The organism is Bradyrhizobium sp. CCGUVB1N3 (genome assembly GCF_024199925.1).
Classification (GTDB): Bacteria; Pseudomonadota; Alphaproteobacteria; order Rhizobiales; family Xanthobacteraceae; genus Bradyrhizobium.
Window position 1 is genome coordinate 5514181 of the sequence record NZ_JANADR010000001.1, and the last position, 21179, is coordinate 5535359.

The following is a 21179-nucleotide window of genomic DNA, read 5'->3' on the forward strand; positions in this document are numbered from 1 at the left end:
CTGCGGAGGACGGGGGGCGTTCGCAGGCATCCCTGCGCCCGAAATCTTCTTCCTTTCCCCGCAAGCGGGGCGAGGTGAAGAAGGAGCGCGCTCAGCGCACGCCGACGCGATTGACCGGGCCGCCGCGGTTCATTGGCGTGCCCGCTCGAACACCGACCCCTGGCGCACCGACGCCGGGGGTCGCTACCGCAGCAGCAGCAACCGGCGCGGCCGGGGCAACCACCACCGCCGCGGTGGGTCGCACGACGCAGCCCTGGGGCACGCCGACCGTCTTGCAATAGACCACCGCCTGCGCCGGACTCGTGCCCAGCGACCCCATCGCTGCACCCACCAGCGTCGCAATCGCCAAGCCGATGCTCAGCGCTCCTGTTTTCCTTGCCATCTCAGCTCTCCTGCTTGCCATCCGGCCTGTCGATGCAACCATCGCTTCTCGCGGGCCGACGTAAGGGCTCAATGGCAAAAGATCGTGCGCCGATACATGCCATGAAGATGGCATGGACCTGCGGGCCTGCTCCGCAGATGGTCGCGCCGCCTGGTTTCAAGCCGGACAACGAAACCCGAAGAGGTGAATGATGAAGATTTCAGTTATTGCCGCGCTCGTGCTCGCATCGACCGTCGTGCTCGCATCGACCGTCCTGCCCGTATCGGCGCAATCCGGCCCGACCCCGCAGGAGCAGATGGCCTGCCGAGGCGACGCCAGCAAGTTCTGCGCCGAGCATATCGGCAAGCCGCCGCAGATGAACGCGTGCCTGCGCGACAACAAGGCGAAGCTCTCGGATGCCTGCCGCAAGGTCGTGGAGTCGCATGGAGGTTGATGCGACTGTCATAGTCAGGGACGCGCCTATGGCGCGGCCCCGGGGCCTGCCTGAGGATGGCCTGTGGACGGCGGCTGGACCGGCATTTGCGGCGGCTGAAGACCACAGGCTGCGAGGAGCGAGCCGGAGCCTATCAGGCCGCCGTTCAGCTTGAGATCTCCGATCAAGCGACTCATCGCAACAAAGCCCAGCGTCCGGTAGGCCTCGAATTGTTCCGGCTCGAAGAACTGGTTGAGCGTCGGCTCGTTGGGGAAATTGCTGTTCTTCGCCCGGTAGCCACGCACGATGAAATCGAGGTCCCCGATCATGCGCGCCTTGAGATAAATGAGAAGCCCGCAGCCATCCTCTTTGTCCGGATATTCAATTCTCGCGGTAAAATAGGCCGATTTGGCAAACGGCACATCCAGCGGGAAGCCGGGCACCGGCGCCGGCATCAAATCGTCGACGCGCCGGTCGAGATGCAGGATCACACCAAAATCGTCACGCACGCGCTGCGAGACCGATACCAGCGCCGGCATCGCGGACGCCTCGTCCTCCTCTCCGTCTATGATCAAGATGATCTTCAGGCGTCGGCGGACCAGCTCGTAAAGACCAAGATTATCGAAATTTCCGCCGTCGCTGAGCTCGACGAAATTGCTCTTGCTTGTATAGCCGAATCCCATCACTCCAGCCCAGAATCCTGGATTGACGTGGTTCGGCCTGCGCGGCTTCGTGTTCGGCCGCGCGAACCACCAGCCAAGTCGCAGGTTCATGAGCATCATTGCGATGGAGACGAGTGATTCACGCGTTACGCCCTCTCCTATATAGGCCGCATTGGAGTTGATGGCGGCACCTGAGGCCGCCATGGCGGTCGGCAGCGTGACGGGATTCCTCGAGCCGATATAGCCCGGCGTGCGCTGCCAGCCAGTCGAGGCGCTCCCGACATACAACGGGCTGAAGATGAAGTTGTCTCCGCCCCGCTCGAACAGCTTTGGATCGGGATCGTTGACCATGATCGCGTTGGTGTTGAAGATCGGATAGGGATGCTCGCGGCTCTTGCTGGCGTCGGCCTCTTTCTGAGGCCACAACTCCGCGATCGAATAGCGGTCCGCCTCCGAGTATCTGGCCTCCCAAAGCTTGATGCTGTCCGGCGACGGCATGAACGCCTCCATCAGGCGATCGCGGTAGAAGCGGTACAGACCGAGATAGTTGATGTTCGTGGTGAACGCGAAACCGACGGCGAGACCGATCCACACGAGGATCAAGGCCTGCGGCTGGTCGTTCCGGAATGCGTCCAGCATCTCTGACGGAGTGTCATGGGGCATAACAGCGATCGCCAGCAGATAGGCAATGATCGCGATCGAATAGAGGAACAATGCAGCTCCGAGCGAAGCCACGTATTTCGTCAGCGAGGAGCTCTCGGTATTCCGGGTCAGGTGCCCATAAATGCCGGTTGCAACACTGCTAACGACCGAAAGAACGCCGATCGCACTCTTTGCTCGTGGTTCGTTTTGATCGCCTGTGATCCACACCAGCAATTGGTAGACATAGGGGATGGCGGCAAGGAGGGACAGTCCGATCACCGCAACCAGAAGCTTGCCTCCATAGATCTCCGAAAGGCGTCTCGCCCGATACTGTTCATTGAATGCAATGTTCCCGAAGATCTGAAACCCTACGATGAAGACGAGGCCGACGACCAACGGCCACGGAAGCCACGTGATAAACGTGCTCAAGGCTCCCTCCGACGTATTGAGCGTAGTGATCATGATCACCGAGATCCACGTCACGAAGAGAACCATGGGGACAAGAGCCGATGTCAGCACCACCCGCCAGACTTTCGATCCTCCGGTATCGGTGCTTTCAGGCGGGATGATCGAACTGAAAATAAGCAGTAGTAGTGCGAAATAGGCCGAGAGCACGACGAGACCCATCACGATTTGCGCGAGGATTTCGAACGCAACGTGATGCCCCGGCGCAAGGTAGCAGTGAATCCAGTTCTGGAGATCATTGTGCGACAGGAACGGCGCTAAGGCTGCTGCCGCCATGCCAAGAAGAAACAGCAGAAGGAACCCCGCGGCCGACAATGGAATCCAGACGAAGAGATTGAGGAAGATCGTTCGAAAGATCACCGCCGGCAGCGACCAGATGGTCAAGCCACTCCCGGGTGCCAAGTAGCGCGCATGTCCGCGCAGAAAGGAAAGCAGATCTCTCTTGGTTGGATCGCCAGGGTGAAGTTTGTCCCCGTACGGAAACTTGCTTCCCGATTCGCCGGGCCCCGCATTTCGCCAATGCCATTGCAATGCTGCGGAGGTGTAGCCACCGCCCGAGACGCTCGATAGTCGAGTAGCGGAGAAGAATTTCACCTCTCCGCCCTCACGAATCCGGACATGAAACTCGCGCTTCATCCGGCTTCTATCATCCAGCCGCGGGTCGAATGCCGGCCGTCCACAGGTACATCAGCTTCGGCTCTCGTTTTGCGAGACGTCCGAGCCAGTGTACTGCTGCGGTCTTTCGGCGTTTGAACCTCTTATATTTCCGCATCACCCATCGCGTGAGCGTCTCGTTGACATGGCGAAGGACGTTGACGCACTCCGTGCGGTAGTATCGCCCGTAGTAGTTCAGCCATCCCCTCGCCACAGGATCGATCAGCTTGGCAAGGTCTTTCAGCTCCTGGTTATTCCGTGTCGATGCTATCCGCCATTCGCGGATAGTCTGCCGGATTCCCTTGGCTGCCTTGCGGCTGATGGCCGGCACGAAGCTAACAAACTTCTTACCGCTCCTGTTGCGGGCTTTTCGCGGCCGGAAGGTATACCCGAGGAAATCGAACGTGATTTGCTCATATCCTCCGCTCCGATTGTTGTCCTTGCAGTAGACGATCCGGGTTTTCTCCGGGTGGAGTTCTAGACCGCATTCGGCAAGACGTTCTCGGATCGCTTCCAATACGGCTTTGGCCTCCTCCTCACTCCTGCAATGGACGATCGCATCATCGGCGAATCTTTCGAAACACAGATGTGAGAAGGTCCGCTGCATCCATGCATCGAAACAGTAATGCATGAAGAGATTGGAGAGCACGGGCGAGACAACGGAGCCCTGAGGGGTTCCCCGTGTTCGCTCGTCACGGGCTCCGTCTTTCCGTTCCACGGGAGCTTGCAGCCACCGCTTGACGTAGAGACGAGCCCAGCCCAATTCCACATGGTGGGCTACAGCTTTTTCCATCAGGTCCCATGGAATCGTATCGAAGAATGACTTGATGTCCAGGTCTATGACCCAATCGAATTTCCAGCAGCGCTCGCGCGCCTTCCCCACTGCGTCGAGCGCAGACCGTCGGGGTCGATAGCCGTAGGAGTCGGGGTGGAAGATTGGCTCCACTTCCTTTTCTATGACCATCTTTGCGACCGTCTGGGCAACGCGGTCTCCGACGGCGGGAATGCCGAGTTTCCTGACACTCTTGCCGTCAGATTTGGGGATTTCCACGAGACGAACGGGCGGTGGAAAATACGTCCCCGACGACATGCGATTCCAGACCTTGTAGAGATTCCTCTTCAGATCCTTTTCGAACGCCGCGATAGAGACGCCATCCACGCCCGCAGCTCCTTGGTTTGCTTTGACCTGTTGCCAGGCTTGCCAAACAAGGTGTTTGGAAATGTCATACGGCTTTGCCTCGGACATCAGCTCCTCCCCTTTTCGGGTTGGCTGTCGTCGTTGGCCAGATGATCGGGTCCCTTCGCTCTACCCGCATTACCGGGCTTCATCACTACTGCGAACCCGTCCGCCCCTGCGCCGTGCATCGGTACTCTCCCCTCAGCGGTGCTGCCGCCTTCAGGTTCTCCCTTGTCATCACGACGCAGGTTCCCACGTTCCACGCAAGAGCCTGCCATCAGGATCGCGCCGCCTTTACACCGGTTGCCACCTGGCCAAAATACAGGCCCTTGCCAGATTTGGTCCCAAGGGAACTACAAGCCCTTGGTTTCGACAACATCTGATCCAATTTTCGATGCTTCATCGGCGGTTCGTTTCCACTCGCCTTCCTGAGGCTTACCTGACGGGCATGTCGCCCGCTTTTTCCAACAACGCTCACCACCTCGGCCATTGTGCCGACGCAGCTTGTGGTGGTTTGGACCCTGATCCTGTAATCCGAGTCCGGAGGGCCAACCCCCATCTCTCGCGCAGCAAGGCTACTCGAAGTTTGGGTTACATTTTCATGTTCTCCCTCGTTCCTTCGCCTTCGTGGCGCACTGTAGTCGAATGCCTTCAGCACGTCTTGCGACGCCAAGGCCTGCAGCGCGCCGAGGCAAAACGTTGCCGCGCGAATGCCACCGCCCGAAAGACCGATGCCGGTCCATTCGGTGCAGCCATCCCGCTTCCGGCCCGCTTCGATGAGCGTCTGCTCGATCGTGATGAGTTCGCGCGTCGCAGAGTCGTCGTAACCGGGCCTCAGCGGGCCGGCTGCGTCAGTGTCCTTGCTCGTCAATTGATCTTGCCTCCCCCGCCCCAGGCACTACTCGTCAGATCGCGTCCTTCGCTAGCGTTCCCAGCGCTTTTCCGTCGTCGACCATGGATTTGACATGCGGGGCCCCAGATCGTTGACCCTGACGATGAAATCGCGACTTGCAACAGAGGCAAAGAACTTCACACAGGCCACGCCATCCTTGATCTCATAGGATTTGATCTCTGATCGCTGGCTGTTGAAGCCGTCCGATCCACCGGCGAGACCCGTCGTGAAAATGGTGCCGACTGCAATCTTGGTGGCCGTCACATAGTGGGCGCTCATACCGCCATCGACGATCGCCTGATCGAAGGAGAATTGCGAGCGCATGTTCCTGCGGATCCATTGCCCGCTCGAATCCTCGGAAGCATCGGTGTGCATGCATTGTCCCGGCTGCGTGCCCTTGAGCCCGACATGGAAATTCTTGATCGTGGCCGCGAACTCGGCGCCGCCGGAAGTCTTATCCGCGCGATAGTCGTAGTCGTGATATTCGTCGTATGCCTTCTTGCGGACATTGCTGCGATTAAACAGCTCCGAATTGCCAGTGACTTCGCAATAGGCCGTCGAGGACGCGAGATCGCGGACGAGACGGACCGTGTCGGTGCCGCGGATTCCTCCCGGCACGTTCTTTCGCCCGGACTTGACGACGATGGCCCCGGTCGCGCCATCTCCAGCGAGCGGACGCGCAATGACGTAGACGAAGGGGATCTTCCACTGGCCGCCATCGGGAAGCTCCTGGACGGTATCGAAATTGAGCCACTGCCCCTTGATCTTGACCCACAATTGCTGGTCCTGGATCGGCTGACCCGCAAGGATCTCACATCCTGCATCGGCGGTTTGCGGCGCGGTCACCATCAGCCCTGCGAGGGAAACACATGCGCCCAGTAAGGAAATTCTCATCACGACAAATCTCCATTTGAAGAATGCGTTGCGGTCGACGCGTCGAAAACACTCGCGTCAACGTTCGAATATGCTCGCCTTAAAATTGCAGCTTCGCAATCGTTCCCCTAAAGTCAAGAGGCTTGTTGCAAGCGGAGGCATATTGCACCGCGAAAGCCCGTGACTCAGCGCGAGTGGGCTGATGCAGCAGATTGTCGATGCCTGCTCGATTTTGGTCGCGATTCAGGTCGCTGGCCGACGTGATTTGTCGAACGCGGAACTCAATCGTCGTCGTCAGCTCCGAACAGCCTGATCTGCGGGAAGCCGCGGCTCTGCGGATAGCCACGGCGCGGACCCGAGCCGAATTCGCGGGCGTCGGCATCTTCGCGAACGCTGCGTGCGACGTCGTCCCAGTCAGTCCGATCACGCATCTCGCGCGGATCGCGCATGTCGTAGCGGCGGCGCTCGGCCCAGCGCTGCCGCCGGTCGGCGCGATGCCGCTCCGATGCCGCGCGCTTCACGTCGGCATCCTTCGCCTTTGCATAGGCGTTGTCCGATGACGGGGCCTGCTCGGTCGAGGTCTGCTGCTCAGCTGGCTTGGCAGGCTGCGCGGCTTGCGTGACCTGCTGGGACTCATGGCTTGCAGCCGGCGGCGCAGACGGCTCGGCATTGGCCGTGGCGGTCGGCGCCTCGGCCTTGACGGGCGGCGCGGCCACGGCACCGAAGACCTGCGATCCGAAGACCTGCGATCCCGTGAGATATTGCACGCGCTCGGACGGCGCATTGGGTACTGCCGTCGACTCTGCACGCCGCGCCAGCTTGCTGGTGTCGGGGCCGTGCTTGGGCACGATGGGATTCATGATGTTGCCGGCGACGATGCCGCCACCAAGACCGATGGCGATGGCTGCGACGATGGTACCCCCGCCGACGAAATAGGCTGTCCAAGCGCGCATCGGTCCACTCCCTCTTTCGAGCGAGCAACGCATCGCGCAATTTGATGTTCCGGAAACGAAGCGATGTTAGGAAAAATGCTGCAGTTCCGTCGCCAAGCGCGCGGAACTTGCGAGCTACGCCTCAAATCTGCTGAGCGACCTTCTCGAGCCCAATGATGCGGGCGAGCTTGCGCACTTCCTCTTTCTGGTCGTCACGCAGCTGGAACAGCAGCGGCATCGCAGCCGACTTCAACTGCTGGACCTCATCGCAGTTCGGATCGATCGGCACGCCCTGCACCTGCGGATTGGAGAGCTTGTTCGCCTGGATCTTGCGCGCGACGTTGCGCAGCGCGGTCTCGACCGAGGGCCAGTAATATTCCTGCGACGATGACAGCTTCAGCCGGTCCTTGATGCCCGCGATCTGCACATCGGAGAGCAGCGAATAGGATTTCTGCGGCTGCGGCTTTGCGACCACCTTCGGCTTGGCGGGCGCGTCGCTGGCCGGGGCCTCGGACGCAGTCACCTTGGGCGCCGAGGGGAAATCGGATGGCGTGGCGGCAGCAAAGGCCTGGCGCAACTGCTCGGTGAGAACAGGCCTGTCGACCGGCTCGACGGCGGCGGAGGCCAGCGCGAGCGTCGGGACGTTCAACCGATCGGCCTTGCTGGCGCGGTTGGCGGCGACCGGCTTGGGAGTAAGCTGCGAGACCATGTCGCCGCCCGCGACCGGCACGCTATCACGGCCGAAAATGGCGGTGGCGGCGGCGCCAAGAACCAGGAAGCACGTCAGCGCGACGATGGTGATGGCTTTCGACAAACGTCTCTCCGCGTCCGGCTTGCGATCGCTCAATGCCCGGAAACTGGGCAGGAATTAAGGCCTAACCGTGCCCCCGCAGCGGAAAACGCTGGGACGACGGCGACATCGTCTGGAAAATTCAACGAAATCAGGCGGCTAGCGCCAGGTCGTAGGCGTCCTGGATATCGGCGACGATCTCGGAGGCCTCCCACACCGCCCGCGGCTCGACCGCCTGGAGCGTCACCGTCCAGTTGCCGCCGCGCCGGGTGCGGGGCACGCTGAGGATGTCGAAGCGCACGTTGCGGCAGAGCGGGTGACGGGCGAGCGCATGCGCCACGCGGACGCGGATTTCATCCAGCGAAGCCTGCGTCTTGGAGTTGAGAAAATCGTAGTCCATCGCCTGTCCCCTCTTCGTGCCGATTGGCGGCTACGAGGGGGATTCTGGGAGCGCGATGGTTAATGCTGCGTTAAATGGCGCGTTGTCCGGGTTGCGCGCGCGGCATATGGCGCCTGCCGATTTGACGAGACCTTCAGCGCTTCTCGATCACCAGGCTTTGCACCGCGCGGCCGAAATAGCCTTGCCGGTCGGCGAGCCGCGACATCGCAAGGCCCTTACCATCCGCGCCGATCCAGGATTCACCGTCGAGCAGGATCCAGTCGCCGACCGGCTGCCGTGCAAAACTCACGGTGAGGTCGGCGTTGATGTAGGTCCAGGCGCGAAAATCGAGCGTCGAGGCGGTGCCGTTGGAGAAGTCGGCGGCGACGGCCGCGCGCATCGCCTGCGAGACGGCTTGTCCCTCGATCAGCGGCTTGTCGACGCGAAACCAGATCGCACCAGCGCCGGCCTGGCCGAAGCGGCCGCGCGCCGCGCGCATCGAGACCGAGCGCACGAACGGGCTGGTGGCAGCGTGTCCGTCCTCGACCAGCGACTGCTCCGGCGCCGGCAGAGTCACCGGCAGCTCCTTGACGTCATCGGGCAGCGTCAGCGACTGCCGCCTGATCTTCAGCACGGTCGCACTGACCACGACTACGCCGTCTGCCAGGAGCTTGATGCTGCCGAGCTGGATCTTGCGGCCTTCGCGCAAGACCTCAGTCGCGATGGTGAGCGGCGCCACCGGAACCGGACGCATCAAATCAATAGTGACGCGCGCGATGTCCATCGGCACGGACGTCGCCATCCGCTCGGCCGCCCATACCACGAGCGAAGCCGGCGCCGAACCGTGCTGCATGCGCGGATCCCATGGACCCGCAGCATCAGGGCTGGTGACGACGCTGTTGCCGTCGACGCGGTAGATGGCGTCCATGGCGAGAGCCATCACAACGGCGGATCGATCGCTTCGTCATATTCCTTCTTGAAGCGTGCGATCAGCTCGGCGGCGGGCAAGATTCCCTCGACGCTGCCGATGCCCTGGCCCGAGCCCCAGATCTCCTTCCAGGCCTTCGGCTTGGCGCGCTCGCCGGAAGCATCGGTGCCGAAATTCATCTTGGAGGGATCGGACGTCGGCAGGTTCTCCGGATCCATGCCGGCGGCGAGGATCGAGGGCTTCAGATAGTTGCCGTGCACGCCGGTGAAGAGATTGGAATAGACGATGTCGTCGGCCGAGGACGAGGCGATCATCTCCTTGTACTTCTCGACCGCGTTGGCTTCCTTGGTCGCGATGAAGGCCGAGCCGACATAGGCGAAGTCGGCCCCCAGGATGCGCGCGGCGCGGATCGCCTTGCCGTTGCCGATCGCGCCCGACAACGCGATCGGGCCGTCGAACCATTTGCGCGTCTCCGTGACGAAGGCCAGCGGCGAGATCGTGCCGGCGTGGCCGCCAGCGCCGGCCGCGACCAGGATCAGGCCGTCGGCGCCCTTCTCGATCGCCTTGTGCGCGAACTTCTGGTTGATCACGTCATGGAAGACGATGCCGCCCCAGCCATGCACGGCCTGATTGAGTTCCTCGCGCGCACCGAGCGAAGAGATGATCATCGGCACCTTGTACTTGGCGCAAAGCGCCATATCGTGATCGAGCCGGTTGTTCGACTTGTGCACGATCTGGTTCACCGCGAACGGCGCGGAAGGACGCTCGGGATGCGCGCGGTCATAGGCCGCGAGCTCTTCGGTGATCCGCGCCAGCCACTCGTCGAGCAGCTCCGGCGGCCGCTTGTTCAGCGCCGGGAACGAGCCGACCACACCCGCCTTGCACTGCGCGATCACGAGATCGGGCACCGAGATGATGAAGAGCGGCGAGCCAATCACGGGGATCGACAGACGCCCCTTGAACAAGGCGGGCATGGACATTGCGAAACGATCCTTTGTTGGCGGACGAATTGAAGGTTGGGAGGCATACCAACAAGGCAATCTTTCCACTGTCAAGTATTGCGTTTGCACGCCGTCCGGCGGGACACCGTTACCGCAATTCCAAGACGCGGAATTCACCGCACGAGCGTCAGCGCCTCACTCGCTCAAATCAGGATTGATCAGCCGCTCGAAGGAGAACATCTCGTCCCACTTCTCCTGCGTCAGCAGCTTGCGCTCGACCACCACGATCTGGTGCAGCGACTTGCCGCTCTTGTAGCCCTCGCGCGCGATCTCGGCGCATTGCTTGTAGCCGAGCAGCGGCTTCAGAACGGTGACGATGCCGAGCGAGTTGAGCACCATGTTGCGGGTGTGCTCCTCGTTGGCGGTGATGCCGACGACGCAGTTCTCGCGCAGGCTGTTGACCGCGCGCTCCATGGTGCGGATCGAGAAGAACAACGCGAACGAGATCACCGGCTCCATCACGTTGAGCTGGAGCTGGCCGGCGGAGGCCGCGAGCGTCACCGTAGTGTCGAGGCCGATGACGAGGAAGCTAGTCTGGTTGACAACCTCGGGGATCACCGGATTGACCTTGCCGGGCATGATGGACGAACCCGGCTGCAGCTGCGGCAGATTGATTTCGTTGAAGCCCGCACGCGGGCCGGAGGCGAGCAGGCGGATGTCGTTGCAGATCTTGGTGAGCTTGCTCGCAGTGCGCTTCAAGACGCCGGAGAGCTGCACATAGGCGCCGGTGTCCGACGTCGCCTCGACGAGATCGCCCGCGAGCACGAAGTCGACGCCAGTCAGCGCGCTCAGGTGCCGAACCGCAAGTTTTGGATAGCCGACGGCCGCGGTGACGGAGGTGCCGATCGCGGTGGCGCCGAGATTGATCTCGCGCAACAGCGCGCGGGCTTCCGAGATGCGGTCGACCTCCTCGCCGATCGTGGTGCCCCAGCCGCGGAATTCAGCGCCGAGCGACATCGGCACCGCATCCTGGAGATGCGTGCGGCCCATCTTCAGCACGCGGTCGAACTCGCGCCCCTTGGCGAAGAACGCCTCCTGAAGCTGGCGCAGCGCCGTCATGTAGCTTTCGAGCCGCAGGATCAGCGCCAGGCGGAAGGCGGTCGGATAGGTGTCGTTGGTCGACTGGCCGTAATTGACGTGGTCGTTCGGGCTGACGTGCTGATAGTCGCCCTTGCCGAAGCCGAGCGATTCCAGCGCGAGGTTGGCGATCACCTCGTTGGCGTTCATGTTGGTCGAGGTGCCGGCGCCGCCCTGGATGAAATCGGTGACGAACTGATCCATCATGTCGCCGGCGATGACGCGGTCGCAGCCGAGGATGATCGCGTCCGCAACCTTGGCGTCGATCGCGCCGAGATCGCGATTGGCCATCGCGGCGGCCTTCTTCACGTAGCCAAGCGCCTTCACGAAGTAAGGCTCCTGGTTCATCGGAATGCCGGTGATGTGGAAGTTCTCCTTCCCGCGGATGGTCTGGACGCCGTAGTAGATGTCGTCGGCGATCTCACGCTGTCCGAGGAAGTCCTGCTCCGTACGACTCATGGGCACTCCTTATGGTTTGCTGGCGCGCAGGTCATCGCCTCAGTTCTGGCACAGCGCGCTGGTGACGAACGTATCGGTGCGGCAGTCATCCGGCTTGCGGGGCCTGCCGGGAATCAGGACCTTTGCCGAGCAGCTTTGCGCGGAGTCCGCGTTCAGGCTCTTGCCTTCCTTGTAACCTTTGCCCTGGCAGAGCCTGTCGGCAGCCTGCTTGCAATCGGGCGCGCCGTTTGGCGAGGCCGGGCAGGCCACGCGCCCCGACACCATGCTCGATGGCTTTGCCATGCGCGACAGATCGTTGATGGTCTCGCTTGGACTTTTGATCGGCGGCAGGACCCTGGGCAGCTTGTCGAACAGCTTGCCCATTTCGTTGATCAGACCGGGATTCTCCTCGCGCGCCGGTGCGGCTGATGCCGCGGGAGTTGATTGCGGCGGCGGCGCCTGCGGCCCGGCCTCTTGAAGGCCGAGCGACGGCGCGGGGGCCGTTGACTGCGCCCATCCGGACCCGGCGACGCCAGGCAGTAGGAATAGCGCCGCTGTCACAATTATCCAGAGTCGCGTGACCGGATTGCCGGGTCGAACCATCATGGCCCAACCGTAGCCGAAGCCGCCGCGTCGGCAAAGCGCCTGAGGCGCCGTCAGACAGGCTTGATCAGATCAGCTTGATCGCGACCACGAAGCCGAGCACCAACACCGCGGCGAAGAGCGCCACCCACAATCCGAGATGCCGCTCGATCCTGACCCGGATCCAGTCGCCGTAACGGTTGAGCAGCACAGCGGCGACGAAGAAGCGGCCGCCGCGCGCGACGATCGAGCACAGGATGAACAGCCCGATATTGTAGCCGGCGAAGCCCGAGGTGATGGTGACGAGCTTGTAGGGGATCGGCGTGAGTCCCTTGAGCAGGATGATCACCGCGCCCCATTCGGCATAGGAGGAACGGAACGCGTCGACCTTGTCGCCGAGACCGTAGACCTGAATCAGCCAGTGACCGACCGAGTCATAGAGCAGCGCACCGATGGCGTAGCCCAGGAGGCCGCCCAGCACCGAGGTCGCGGTGCAGACCGCGGCGTAGACCCAGGCGCGCTGCGGGCGCGCCAGCGACATCGGGATCAGCATCACGTCCGGGGGGATGGGAAAGAACGAGCTTTCTGCGAAAGCCACGGCGCCCATGATCCAGAGCGCGTAGGGCTTGTGGGCGGCGTCGATGCACCAATCGTAGATACGTTTCAGCATGGCGCCGCGATGAAGCACCATGGGACGGATTTGTCCATCGCAAGATGGGGCCGATTTGTTCCACTTCTAGTGACGCTTGCGCGTCGCGCGGCCCTCGAGCGCGACAATTGGCCGCCGGGCGGCAACGCGGGGCGACGCGACCTTGGGAAGTTTCATCGGCGATTTCGGCAGCTTCTCGGCGATGCCGAGCATGTCTTCCCGCCGCGCCATCTCGCGCCAGACATCCTCAGGCCGCACGCCGGCCGCGGCCCAGAGCACGGTGAGATTGTAGAGCAGGTCGGCACTTTCCCGGATCACGGCTTCGCTATCGCCATGAACGGCGTCGATGACCACCTCGATGGCTTCCTCAGCCAATTTTTTCGCCATTTTGGCCGGGCCGCGCTGAAACAGCCGGGCAGTCCGCGATGTTGCCGGATCAAGATCCCTGGCCGCGAGCACAGCCAGATATAGCCGCTCAAGCGAATCACTCATGGTACTCAAAACTACTCTAAACCAATGGTAGACGCGTTAACGTCCGACAACAAAAGCAAAATTTAAGCCGGCGCGGCAAGCGCGCCGGCTTTTTGTGGTCAACGGCTTACCAACAGCCGGCGCCGCTTCGGCTGCAATTGGCAAACGGGTCGCGTCCGATGACTCCGTGATATGGATAGTCGCTTCGGTGGTAGTAGCCGTCGCCGTAATAGGCCGGGCCGCCGTAATAGCCGGGACCGCCGTAGTAGGCAGGGCCATAGTCATAGGCGTAGGCATCGCGGGCGGCGGCGATCGCCAGGCCAGTGCCGACGATGCCGGCAAAGGCCGCGGCAGCGGCGGCTCCGCCGCCACCATGCCAGTGGCGACCTCCGGCGAAGGACGTCGAGGGCGCGGCGGTGGTCAGCGCCAGTACAGCGACAGTGGCGAGTACGGCCTTGCGGCCAGTGGTCGTGGAAATTCGGTCAAACATGTCGGCCTCCATGGGTGCCTGCGAACGGGCTTATCCTTCTAAAACCCGCGCATCCCATGTTGGGTTCCCCAACCCCAACAGAAGCTGAACGGCGACAAATTCGCACGGAGATTGCGAAATCGTGACGCATTCCGCTCATCAACCGTTCAGGTTTGATCGGCCAGGATGACACCGCCGGCGCTTTGCAAGCGTCACAAAAAGAAACAACGCTAGTCCGGCGTGAATACATGCGCGCATGCCCGACATTCCTCTCCCGCTGCCTGTTGGCTCTCTGGATCGGGCTCGCGGCGCTGACGTGCTCGCCCCCGCGCGCGGCGAGCGCCGCGGACGACGCGGCTCGGCATGTCGCGATCCGGTTTACTTTCGACCGCCCGATTGAATCGAGCATGGCGCCGTTCTTCATGGCGGCGAAAGACGGGCTGTTCGGCGCCGAGCATCTCACCGTGTCGTTCACCAGCGCCGCAGGCTCGCCGGAGGCGCTTGCGCGCATCGCCAAGGGTGACAGCGATCTCGCCCTCGTCGACATCAACGAATTGATCCGCTTTCGCGACAGGGCGGATGCCGTGCCGATCAAGGCCGTGTTCGTGCTGTTCAACCGCGCGCCCTACGCGATCGTCGCGCGCCGGAGCCGCGGCATCCATACGCTGTCCGATCTCGAGGGCAAGACGGTCGGCGTTGCCGACAGCGATCTGTCGATCCGGCTGTGGCCGGCGCTCGCGAATCGGAACGGCGTCAACGCGGCGCATGTGAGATTCTACAAGATGAGTGCCGCGGTGCGCGAACCGATCCTGTCCGCCGGACAGGTCGATGCGGTGGCCGGCTTCAGCTATCTGTCGGCCGTGAACCTGCGCGACCGCGGCGTGCCGGCCGACGATCTCGCGGTGCTGCGCTATGCCGACTATGGCTGCGAGGCCTACGGCTTTGCCGTGGCCGTGAACCCGTCCTTTGCCGCGTCGAAGCAGGACGCCGTGAAAGGCTTCGTGCGCGCGCTGATCGGCGGGCTCAATGCAACGGTCAAGGAGCCGGAGCGCGCGGTCGACGAGGTCGTCAGCCGGATGGAGGACGGCGTGCGCGACCTCGAGCTCGCGCGGCTATCCACCGTGCTGACCGACAACATCCTGACCGACGAGGTCCGGCGCGACGGCCTCGGCGGCGTCGATCCCGCCCGCTTCGATCGGGCGATCGACCAGATCGCGCAGGATTTCAAGTTCCGCAAGCGCCCCGTCGCGAGCGATATTTTCGACGAACAGTTCCTGCCGCCGGTCGCTGGCCGGCTGATCAATTGAGTAAAACTGACAGCTTCGGCTGTATCTTGCGGCCCATCCCTGATTAGAATGCCACTCGTTCGATCCCGCCCGTGCGAGCGCCGTGCCTTTCATGTCGATCCTCCGTCTCTACACCCGCGTTCTTGAGCTGCTCGGCAAGGAGGCGCGGCTGGGCTGGCTGCTGGCGGTCGCCAATCTGCTGCTGGCGACGGCGCAGTTCGCCGAGCCCGTGCTGTTCGGCAGGATCGTCGACGTGCTTTCCGGCAAGACCGTCGCAGGTTCGAACTCCGCCTGGCCGTTCCTGTTCGCCTGGGTCGCGTTCGGGCTGTTCACGATCGGCTGTAGCGCGCTGGTGGCGCTGCACGCCGACCGGCTCGCCCATCGCCAGCGCCAGGCGGTGCTGACGAGCTATTTCGAGCACATTCTGCAATTGCCGCTGACCTTCCACTCCGGCACCCATTCCGGGCGACTGATGAAGGTGATGCTCAACGGCACGGATGCGCTGTGGCGGCTGTGGCTCGGCTTCTTCCGCGAGCATTTTGCCGCGATCCTGTCGGTGTTCGTGCTGCTGCCGCTGTCGCTCTATCTGAACTGGCGACTCGCGATCCTGCTGTTCGCACTCTGCATCGTGTTCACGGCGCTGACGACCTTCGTCGTGCGCAAGACCTACGGCATGCAGATGACGGTCGAGGAGCACTATAGCGACCTCTCCGCGCGCGCCTCCGACGCGCTCGGCAATGTCGCGCTGGTGCAGAGCTTCGTCCGCGTCGAAGCCGAGGTGCAGGGACTGCGCTTCGTTGCCGACCAGTTGCTCGCCGCGCAAATGCCGGTGCTGTCCTGGTGGGCGCTCGTCACCGTCATCACGCGTGCCTCCACCACCATCACCGTGCTCGCGATCTTCACGCTCGGCATCGCGCTGCACGACCAGGGGCTGACGACGGTCGGCGAGATCGTGATGTTCGTGAGCTTTGCGACGCTTTTGATCCAGAAGCTCGAGCAGGTCGTGAGCTTCGTCAATAACGTCTTCATGGAAGCGCCGCGCTTACGCGAATTCTTCAACGTGCTCGATGCCGTACCCGCCGTGCACGACCGGCCCGATGCGATCGACGTCGGGCGCCTGTCGGGCCTCGTCGAGTTCCACGACGTCACCTTCTCCTATGACGGCAAACGGCCGGCGGTCGAGGACCTCTCCTTCACCGCGCTGCCCGGACAGACGATCGCGATGGTCGGCTCGACCGGCGCCGGCAAGTCGACCGCGATCGCGCTTCTGCATCGCGCGTTCGATCCGCAGTCCGGCTTCATCAAGATCGACGGCATGGACGTGCGCGGGCTGAAGATCACGGCGCTGCGGCGGAACATCGGCGTGGTGTTCCAGGAGGCGCTGCTGTTCAACCGCTCGATCGCGGAGAATCTGCGCGTCGGCAAGCCGGACGCAACCGACCAGGACATGCGGCTTGCGGCTGAGCGCGCGCAGGCGCTCGAATTCATCGAGCGCAGCGGCGGCTTCGAGACCAATGCCGGCGAGCGCGGGCGCATGCTGTCCGGCGGCGAGCGACAGCGGCTGTCGATCGCGCGTGCGCTCCTGAAGGATCCGCCGATCCTGATCCTGGACGAGGCCACCAGCGCGCTCGATGCCGTCACCGAGGCGAAGGTCAACGCAGCTCTCGATGAAGTGATGAGAGGCCGCACCACCTTCGTGATCGCCCATCGCCTCTCCACCATCCGCAACGCCACGAGGATTCTGGTGTTCGAAAGTGGCCGCGTGATCGAAAGCGGAACTTTCGATGAACTCGTGGCCAAAGGCGGCCATTTCGCCGCGCTCGCCAAGGCCCAGTTCATGGTGCAGGAAAATGCACGGGCGAGCATGACGGCGGCGGAGGCCGCAGCCTCGGCTGTGAAGTCCCAGTAAGACCGTCGAAATTCGGCCTATTTCATCGCTGAATACCCGGTCTGGCCCCCTGTTCTCGGTGAACGAGCCGGTATAGGTTTGCACCCGCCGCAAGCGGCGGCGCTGACATACGCTTCAAACCCGAACCTCAGATCATGAGAACCGCATTATCGGGCGGCTCTCCAAGGACCGGAATCGGATAGTGCACTTCTTTCGCCCGCTGCTTCGCCTTGCCCCGTTGAACCTGGCCGTCGTGGCCGCCGCGCTGATGTTACTCGCGCCGCACGATGCGCGCGCCGAGGCGCTGCTGCTGATCGAGGCCGAGAGCGGCAAGGTCTTGCAGGCCGACAACGCGACCATCCCCTGGTATCCGGCTTCGGTCACCAAGATCATGACCGCCTACGTCACGCTGAAGGCGGTAAAGGACGGCAAGCTCACGCTCGACACGCTGCTCACGGTCTCACCGACCGCCGCTTCACAATCGCCCTCGAAGATGGGCTTTCGTCCCGGCACGCAGGTCACCGTCGACAACGCGCTGAAGATGATGATGGTCAAGTCGGCGAACGACATGGCCGTGGTGCTCGCCGAGGGCGTCGGCGGTTCGATCGACGGTTTCTCCGCGATGATGAACCAGACCGCCTCGAGGCTCGGCATGACGCAGACGAGCTACGTCAATCCCAACGGCCTGCCCGCCGACGGCCAGATCACCTCGGCGCGCGATCTCGGAATCCTGGCGCGCTCGTTCCTGCGCGACCTGCCGGAATACGAGTATTTCGTGCACATCCCGGCGATCCGCTTCGGCAAGCGCATCACGCCGAACTTCAACAAGCTGATCGGTCGCTATCCCGGCGCCGACGGTTTCAAGACCGGCTTCATCTGCGCCTCCGGCTACAACCTCGTGGCATCGGCGTCGCGCAACGGACGGCGGCTGATCGCGGTGGTGCTCGGCGCCAATTCCGGCACCGCGCGCGCGATCAAGGCGGCGCAGCTTCTGGAGCGCGGCTTCTCGCAGGACACGCTGTCGTGGCTGCGTCCCACGCTCGGCACGGTCGACAGCCTCGCGCCGGTCGACGCCTCGCCGCCGAACCTGCGCGACGAGATGTGCGGCGGCCACCGCAAGCGCCCGGCGAGCGACGACGACGATGCGCTGATCGCAACCAATGGCAGCACGGGCGGATCGACGTCCCAGACCGGCGGGGAAGCCCAGGTGACTTTCTTCGCCGCCGGCCTGCAACCGCCCACGATGAAGGCGTCGGATCTGATGGCCTCGGCCGCGGCGGCCGTCGAGCCAGTGGCGGTCTATACCGGTCCGACCCGTACCGGTGCAGCCTTGATCGCGGCGGTCGCCGCCGATGCCGACCAGCAGGCCACCCCGAAGGCGCGTGGCAAGAAGTCACGTGTCGCCAAGAAGCCCGACGCGGCCGACAAGCCAAAGGACGCCGGCAAGGACACCAAGACGGCGGCCGCAAAGCCTGACGCCAAGTCGGATGGCAAGCCGGATGCCAAGAGTGATACCAAGGCTGCGGCAAAACCGGCTGGAGTGAAGCACGCTGCAGCCAAATCCGATGCGGCGGCGAAACCCGCAGAGAAGCCGGCGTCCAACGGCGATCAGGCGTCCAAGCCCACCAAGCCCAAGGCCGCTACCAAACCCAAGCCGACGGCCAACAATAGTTAACGGAACCGCAGGCGACGCTGCGGCCGCACTTCGCAGGTGCGACAGCGCGAATTCCGGGGATTCCAGTAGCCTCCTCTCGCTCTTTGCCCTAAGCCTCGACGGCTTGCCACCGGTTCCGGCAGGCTCGATACTGCCGGCAACGAGGCAAGCCCGAGACACAACGGGCTCTGGTCAAGGAGGGGAGTTTCCATGGAGCGCATCTGGCTCAAACAATATCCGCCCGGCGTGCCCGCTGATATCGAGCCGACGCAATACGCATCGCTGGTCGACCTGCTGGAGGAGAGCTTTACCAAGTTCGCCGACCGCAAGGCCTTCATCTGCATGGACAAGGCGATCAGCTACCGCGACCTCGACCAGATGTCGCTGGCGCTCGCGGCTTACCTGCAGGGCCGCGGCCTGCAACGCGGCGCGCGCGTCGCGATCATGATGCCGAACGTGCTGCAATACCCGGTCGCGACCGCGGCCGTGCTGCGCGCCGGTTTTGCGGTGGTCAACGTCAACCCGCTCTACACGCCGCGCGAGCTCGAGCACCAGCTCAAGGATTCCGGCGCCGAAGCCATCATCGTGCTGGAGAATTTCGCCCACACCGTCCAGCAGGTGATCGCCAAGACGTCGGTGAAGCACGTCATCGTGGCCAGCATGGGCGACCTGCTCGGCTTCAAGGGCGTGATCGTCAATGTCGTCGTTCGCCGCGTGAAGAAGATGGTGCCGGCCTATTCGCTGCCGGGCGCGATCGGCTTCAACGATGCGCTGGCGGCGGGCCGCGGCGCGACCTTCAACAAGCCAAAGCTGTCACCCGGCGACGTCGCCTTCCTGCAATATACCGGCGGCACCACCGGCGTCTCCAAGGGCGCCACCCTGCTCCACCGCAACATCGTCGCCAACGTGTTGCAGAACGACGCCTGGCTCCAGCCGGCGCTCAACGCACCGCCGCATGTCGAACAGCTCATGATCGTCTGCGCGCTGCCGCTGTATCACATCTTCGCGCTGACGGCCTGTTACCTGCTCGCGGTGCGTGCCGGCGGCTGCAATCTGCTCATCCCCAACCCGCGCGACATCCCCGGCTTCATCAAGGAGCTGGCGAAGTACCAGGTGAACAGCTTCCCGGCCGTCAACACGCTCTACAACGGGCTGATGCATCACCCCGACTTCAAGAAGCTCGACTTCTCGAAGCTGAAGATCTCCAACGGTGGCGGCATGGCGGTACAGCGCCCGGTCGCCGAGCAGTGGAGGGCGGTGACCGGCTGTTTCATCGCCGAAGGCTATGGCCTGTCGGAGACCTCGCCCACGCTCACCTGCAATCCGGCGACCACGACCGAGTTCTCCGGCTCGATCGGCATCCCCGTGCCCTCGACCTGGCTTTCGATCCGCGACGACGACGGCAACGAATTGCCGCTCGGCCAGCCCGGCGAGATCTGCGCCAAGGGCCCGCAGGTGATGGCCGGCTACTGGAACAGGCCCGAGGAGACCGCCAAGGTGATGACGGCGGACGGCTATTTCCGCACCGGCGATATCGGCGTGATGGACGAGAAGGGCTACACCAAGATCGTCGATCGCAAGAAGGACATGATCCTGGTCTCGGGCTTCAACGTCTATCCGAACGAGATCGAGGAAGTGATCGCGAGCCATCCGGGCGTGCTCGAATGCGCGGTGATCGGCATTCCCGATGCGAAGTCGGGCGAGGCGGTGAAGGCCTTCGTGGTGAAGAAGGATCCGAACCTGACGGCCGAGGACGTGATCAAGTTCTGTCACGAGCAGCTCACCGGCTACAAGGTGCCCAAGCATATCGAGTTCCGGACCGATCTGCCGAAAACCAATGTCGGCAAGATTTTGCGCCGGCAGCTCCGCGACGAGAAGAAGGCCGAGGCGGCGTAGCCACGGCCCTTTCGCGATGACTGACGCCAACGACATCGCGCTGGCCGCCGTTCTCGCCTTCTGGCGCGAGGCCGGCGACGAGCGCTGGTACAAGCGCGACGATGCTTTCGATGCCGAAATCCGGAGCCGCTTTCTCGAGCTGTGGCGGCGCGCGGCGAATGGGGACTTGTCGTCGTGGGAAGCGAGCGATGACGGCACACTGACCCTCGTCATCGTGCTCGACCAGTTTCCCCGCAACATGTTCCGCGGCGACGCCATGACCTATGCGAGCGATGAGCTGGCCCGCGCGGTGGCCCGCCGGGCGCTCGCCCGCGGCGCCGACGGGCGGATCGATCCAGCCTTGCGCGAATTCCTCTACCTGCCTTTCATGCATTCGGAGCATCTGCCCGATCAGCTGCACTGCGTCGCGCTGTTCCGGAAAATCGACGACAGCGACAATCTGAAATACGCCGAGGAGCACGCCGACATCATCCACCGGTTCGGACGCTTCCCTCACCGCAATCGCATCCTCGGCCGCCGCTCCACGAAGGAGGAGCAGGCGTTCCTGGATGGTGGCGGCTTTTCCGGTTGATGACATCAC

At 63.1% G+C, this 21179-nt stretch carries 21 protein-coding genes; 6 read left to right on the top strand and 15 right to left on the bottom strand.

Going from position 1 to position 21179, the window contains the following annotated elements:
- Positions 1–91: 91 nt before the first annotated feature.
- Positions 92–382 (bottom strand): hypothetical protein, encoded by a 291-nt coding sequence (locus NLM33_RS26315; protein ID WP_254100203.1) that lies wholly within the window; start codon positions 380–382, stop codon positions 92–94.
- A 190-nt stretch (positions 383–572) separates the two neighbouring features.
- Between NLM33_RS26315 and NLM33_RS26320 the strand changes: the two genes are divergently transcribed.
- A complete protein-coding gene (locus NLM33_RS26320; protein ID WP_254100205.1) occupies positions 573–815 on the top strand; it encodes a cysteine rich repeat-containing protein in 243 nt (80 codons plus the stop codon).
- Between the two features lie 26 nt (positions 816–841).
- Here the strand turns inward: NLM33_RS26320 and NLM33_RS26325 are convergent, their stop codons facing one another.
- The 14 genes from NLM33_RS26325 to NLM33_RS26390 all read right to left on the bottom strand — a co-directional run bounded on the left by NLM33_RS26325 (position 842) and on the right by NLM33_RS26390 (position 13896).
- Complete coding sequence (locus NLM33_RS26325) at positions 842–2947, bottom strand: hypothetical protein (protein WP_254100207.1); 2106 nt, start codon at positions 2945–2947, stop codon at positions 842–844.
- A 262-nt stretch (positions 2948–3209) separates the two neighbouring features.
- Positions 3210–4463, bottom strand: coding sequence for a group II intron reverse transcriptase/maturase (gene ltrA / locus NLM33_RS26330; RefSeq protein ID WP_254096825.1), 1254 nt, complete (start codon positions 4461–4463; stop codon positions 3210–3212).
- A gap of 208 nt (positions 4464–4671) precedes the next feature.
- Positions 4672–5265, bottom strand: coding sequence for a hypothetical protein (locus NLM33_RS26335; RefSeq protein WP_254100209.1), 594 nt, complete (start codon positions 5263–5265; stop codon positions 4672–4674).
- Between the two features lie 51 nt (positions 5266–5316).
- Complete coding sequence (locus NLM33_RS26340; protein WP_254100211.1) at positions 5317–6180, bottom strand: hypothetical protein; 864 nt, start codon at positions 6178–6180, stop codon at positions 5317–5319.
- Between the two features lie 260 nt (positions 6181–6440).
- Positions 6441–7112, bottom strand: coding sequence for a hypothetical protein (locus NLM33_RS26345; protein ID WP_254100213.1), 672 nt, complete (start codon positions 7110–7112; stop codon positions 6441–6443).
- A 121-nt stretch (positions 7113–7233) separates the two neighbouring features.
- Entirely contained in the window at positions 7234–7905 is a 672-nt protein-coding gene (locus NLM33_RS26350; RefSeq protein ID WP_254100215.1) for a hypothetical protein, read from the bottom strand.
- A 127-nt stretch (positions 7906–8032) separates the two neighbouring features.
- Positions 8033–8281 carry a hypothetical protein gene (locus NLM33_RS26355; protein WP_254100217.1) on the bottom strand — a complete coding sequence of 83 codons (249 nt, stop codon included), beginning with the start codon at positions 8279–8281 and terminating at the stop codon, positions 8033–8035.
- A 133-nt stretch (positions 8282–8414) separates the two neighbouring features.
- On the bottom strand, positions 8415–9188 hold the full coding sequence (locus NLM33_RS26360; RefSeq protein WP_254100219.1) for a thioesterase family protein: 774 nt from the start codon (positions 9186–9188) through the stop codon (positions 8415–8417).
- Between the two features lie 11 nt (positions 9189–9199).
- Positions 9200–10168: a nitronate monooxygenase family protein gene (locus NLM33_RS26365; RefSeq protein WP_254100221.1), complete on the bottom strand. Its 969-nt coding sequence runs from the start codon at positions 10166–10168 to the stop codon at positions 9200–9202.
- A 156-nt stretch (positions 10169–10324) separates the two neighbouring features.
- A complete protein-coding gene (locus tag NLM33_RS26370) occupies positions 10325–11725 on the bottom strand; it encodes an aspartate ammonia-lyase (RefSeq protein WP_254100223.1) in 1401 nt (466 codons plus the stop codon).
- Between the two features lie 39 nt (positions 11726–11764).
- Positions 11765–12310, bottom strand: a complete 546-nt coding sequence (locus NLM33_RS26375; RefSeq protein ID WP_254100225.1) for a hypothetical protein — start codon at positions 12308–12310, stop codon at positions 11765–11767.
- A gap of 64 nt (positions 12311–12374) precedes the next feature.
- On the bottom strand, positions 12375–12977 hold the full coding sequence (locus NLM33_RS26380; protein ID WP_254100227.1) for a YqaA family protein: 603 nt from the start codon (positions 12975–12977) through the stop codon (positions 12375–12377).
- A gap of 45 nt (positions 12978–13022) precedes the next feature.
- On the bottom strand, positions 13023–13427 hold the full coding sequence (gene hisE / locus NLM33_RS26385; RefSeq protein WP_254100229.1) for a phosphoribosyl-ATP diphosphatase: 405 nt from the start codon (positions 13425–13427) through the stop codon (positions 13023–13025).
- A gap of 106 nt (positions 13428–13533) precedes the next feature.
- Positions 13534–13896 carry a hypothetical protein gene (locus NLM33_RS26390; protein WP_254100231.1) on the bottom strand — a complete coding sequence of 121 codons (363 nt, stop codon included), beginning with the start codon at positions 13894–13896 and terminating at the stop codon, positions 13534–13536.
- Positions 13897–14123: 227 nt separating this feature from the next.
- Between NLM33_RS26390 and NLM33_RS26395 the strand changes: the two genes are divergently transcribed.
- The 5 genes from NLM33_RS26395 (at position 14124) to NLM33_RS26415 (ending at position 21170) form a co-directional block, all read left to right on the top strand.
- Positions 14124–15182, top strand: a complete 1059-nt coding sequence (locus tag NLM33_RS26395; RefSeq protein ID WP_254100233.1) for an ABC transporter substrate-binding protein — start codon at positions 14124–14126, stop codon at positions 15180–15182.
- Between the two features lie 91 nt (positions 15183–15273).
- Positions 15274–17070 (top strand): glucan ABC transporter ATP-binding protein/ permease, encoded by a 1797-nt coding sequence (locus NLM33_RS26400; protein ID WP_254100235.1) that lies wholly within the window; start codon positions 15274–15276, stop codon positions 17068–17070.
- A gap of 181 nt (positions 17071–17251) precedes the next feature.
- Positions 17252–18724 carry a serine hydrolase gene (locus NLM33_RS26405; RefSeq protein WP_254100237.1) on the top strand — a complete coding sequence of 491 codons (1473 nt, stop codon included), beginning with the start codon at positions 17252–17254 and terminating at the stop codon, positions 18722–18724.
- 189 nt (positions 18725–18913) lie between these two features.
- Positions 18914–20599, top strand: a complete 1686-nt coding sequence (locus NLM33_RS26410; protein WP_254100239.1) for a long-chain fatty acid--CoA ligase — start codon at positions 18914–18916, stop codon at positions 20597–20599.
- A 16-nt stretch (positions 20600–20615) separates the two neighbouring features.
- Complete coding sequence (locus NLM33_RS26415) at positions 20616–21170, top strand: DUF924 family protein (protein ID WP_254100241.1); 555 nt, start codon at positions 20616–20618, stop codon at positions 21168–21170.
- Positions 21171–21179 lie beyond the last annotated feature (9 nt).

Excerpts from the sequence above, each read along its gene's own strand:
- NLM33_RS26315 (WP_254100203.1), bottom strand. The coding sequence starts at position 382 with ATGGCAAGGAAAACAGGAGCGCTGAGCATCGGCTTGGCGATTGCGACG.
- NLM33_RS26320 (WP_254100205.1), top strand. The coding sequence starts at position 573 with ATGAAGATTTCAGTTATTGCCGCGCTCGTGCTCGCATCGACCGTCGTG.
- ltrA (WP_254096825.1), bottom strand. The coding sequence starts at position 4,463 with ATGTCCGAGGCAAAGCCGTATGACATTTCCAAACACCTTGTTTGGCAA.
- NLM33_RS26340 (WP_254100211.1), bottom strand. The coding sequence starts at position 6,180 with ATGAGAATTTCCTTACTGGGCGCATGTGTTTCCCTCGCAGGGCTGATG.
- NLM33_RS26345 (WP_254100213.1), bottom strand. The coding sequence starts at position 7,112 with ATGCGCGCTTGGACAGCCTATTTCGTCGGCGGGGGTACCATCGTCGCA.
- NLM33_RS26355 (WP_254100217.1), bottom strand. The coding sequence starts at position 8,281 with ATGGACTACGATTTTCTCAACTCCAAGACGCAGGCTTCGCTGGATGAA.
- NLM33_RS26360 (WP_254100219.1), bottom strand. The coding sequence starts at position 9,188 with ATGGACGCCATCTACCGCGTCGACGGCAACAGCGTCGTCACCAGCCCT.
- NLM33_RS26365 (WP_254100221.1), bottom strand. The coding sequence starts at position 10,168 with ATGTCCATGCCCGCCTTGTTCAAGGGGCGTCTGTCGATCCCCGTGATT.
- NLM33_RS26370 (WP_254100223.1), bottom strand. The coding sequence starts at position 11,725 with ATGAGTCGTACGGAGCAGGACTTCCTCGGACAGCGTGAGATCGCCGAC.
- NLM33_RS26375 (WP_254100225.1), bottom strand. The coding sequence starts at position 12,310 with ATGATGGTTCGACCCGGCAATCCGGTCACGCGACTCTGGATAATTGTG.
- NLM33_RS26380 (WP_254100227.1), bottom strand. The coding sequence starts at position 12,977 with ATGGTGCTTCATCGCGGCGCCATGCTGAAACGTATCTACGATTGGTGC.
- hisE (WP_254100229.1), bottom strand. The coding sequence starts at position 13,427 with ATGAGTGATTCGCTTGAGCGGCTATATCTGGCTGTGCTCGCGGCCAGG.
- NLM33_RS26390 (WP_254100231.1), bottom strand. The coding sequence starts at position 13,896 with ATGTTTGACCGAATTTCCACGACCACTGGCCGCAAGGCCGTACTCGCC.
- NLM33_RS26395 (WP_254100233.1), top strand. The coding sequence starts at position 14,124 with ATGCGCGCATGCCCGACATTCCTCTCCCGCTGCCTGTTGGCTCTCTGG.
- NLM33_RS26400 (WP_254100235.1), top strand. The coding sequence starts at position 15,274 with ATGTCGATCCTCCGTCTCTACACCCGCGTTCTTGAGCTGCTCGGCAAG.
- NLM33_RS26410 (WP_254100239.1), top strand. The coding sequence starts at position 18,914 with ATGGAGCGCATCTGGCTCAAACAATATCCGCCCGGCGTGCCCGCTGAT.
- NLM33_RS26415 (WP_254100241.1), top strand. The coding sequence starts at position 20,616 with ATGACTGACGCCAACGACATCGCGCTGGCCGCCGTTCTCGCCTTCTGG.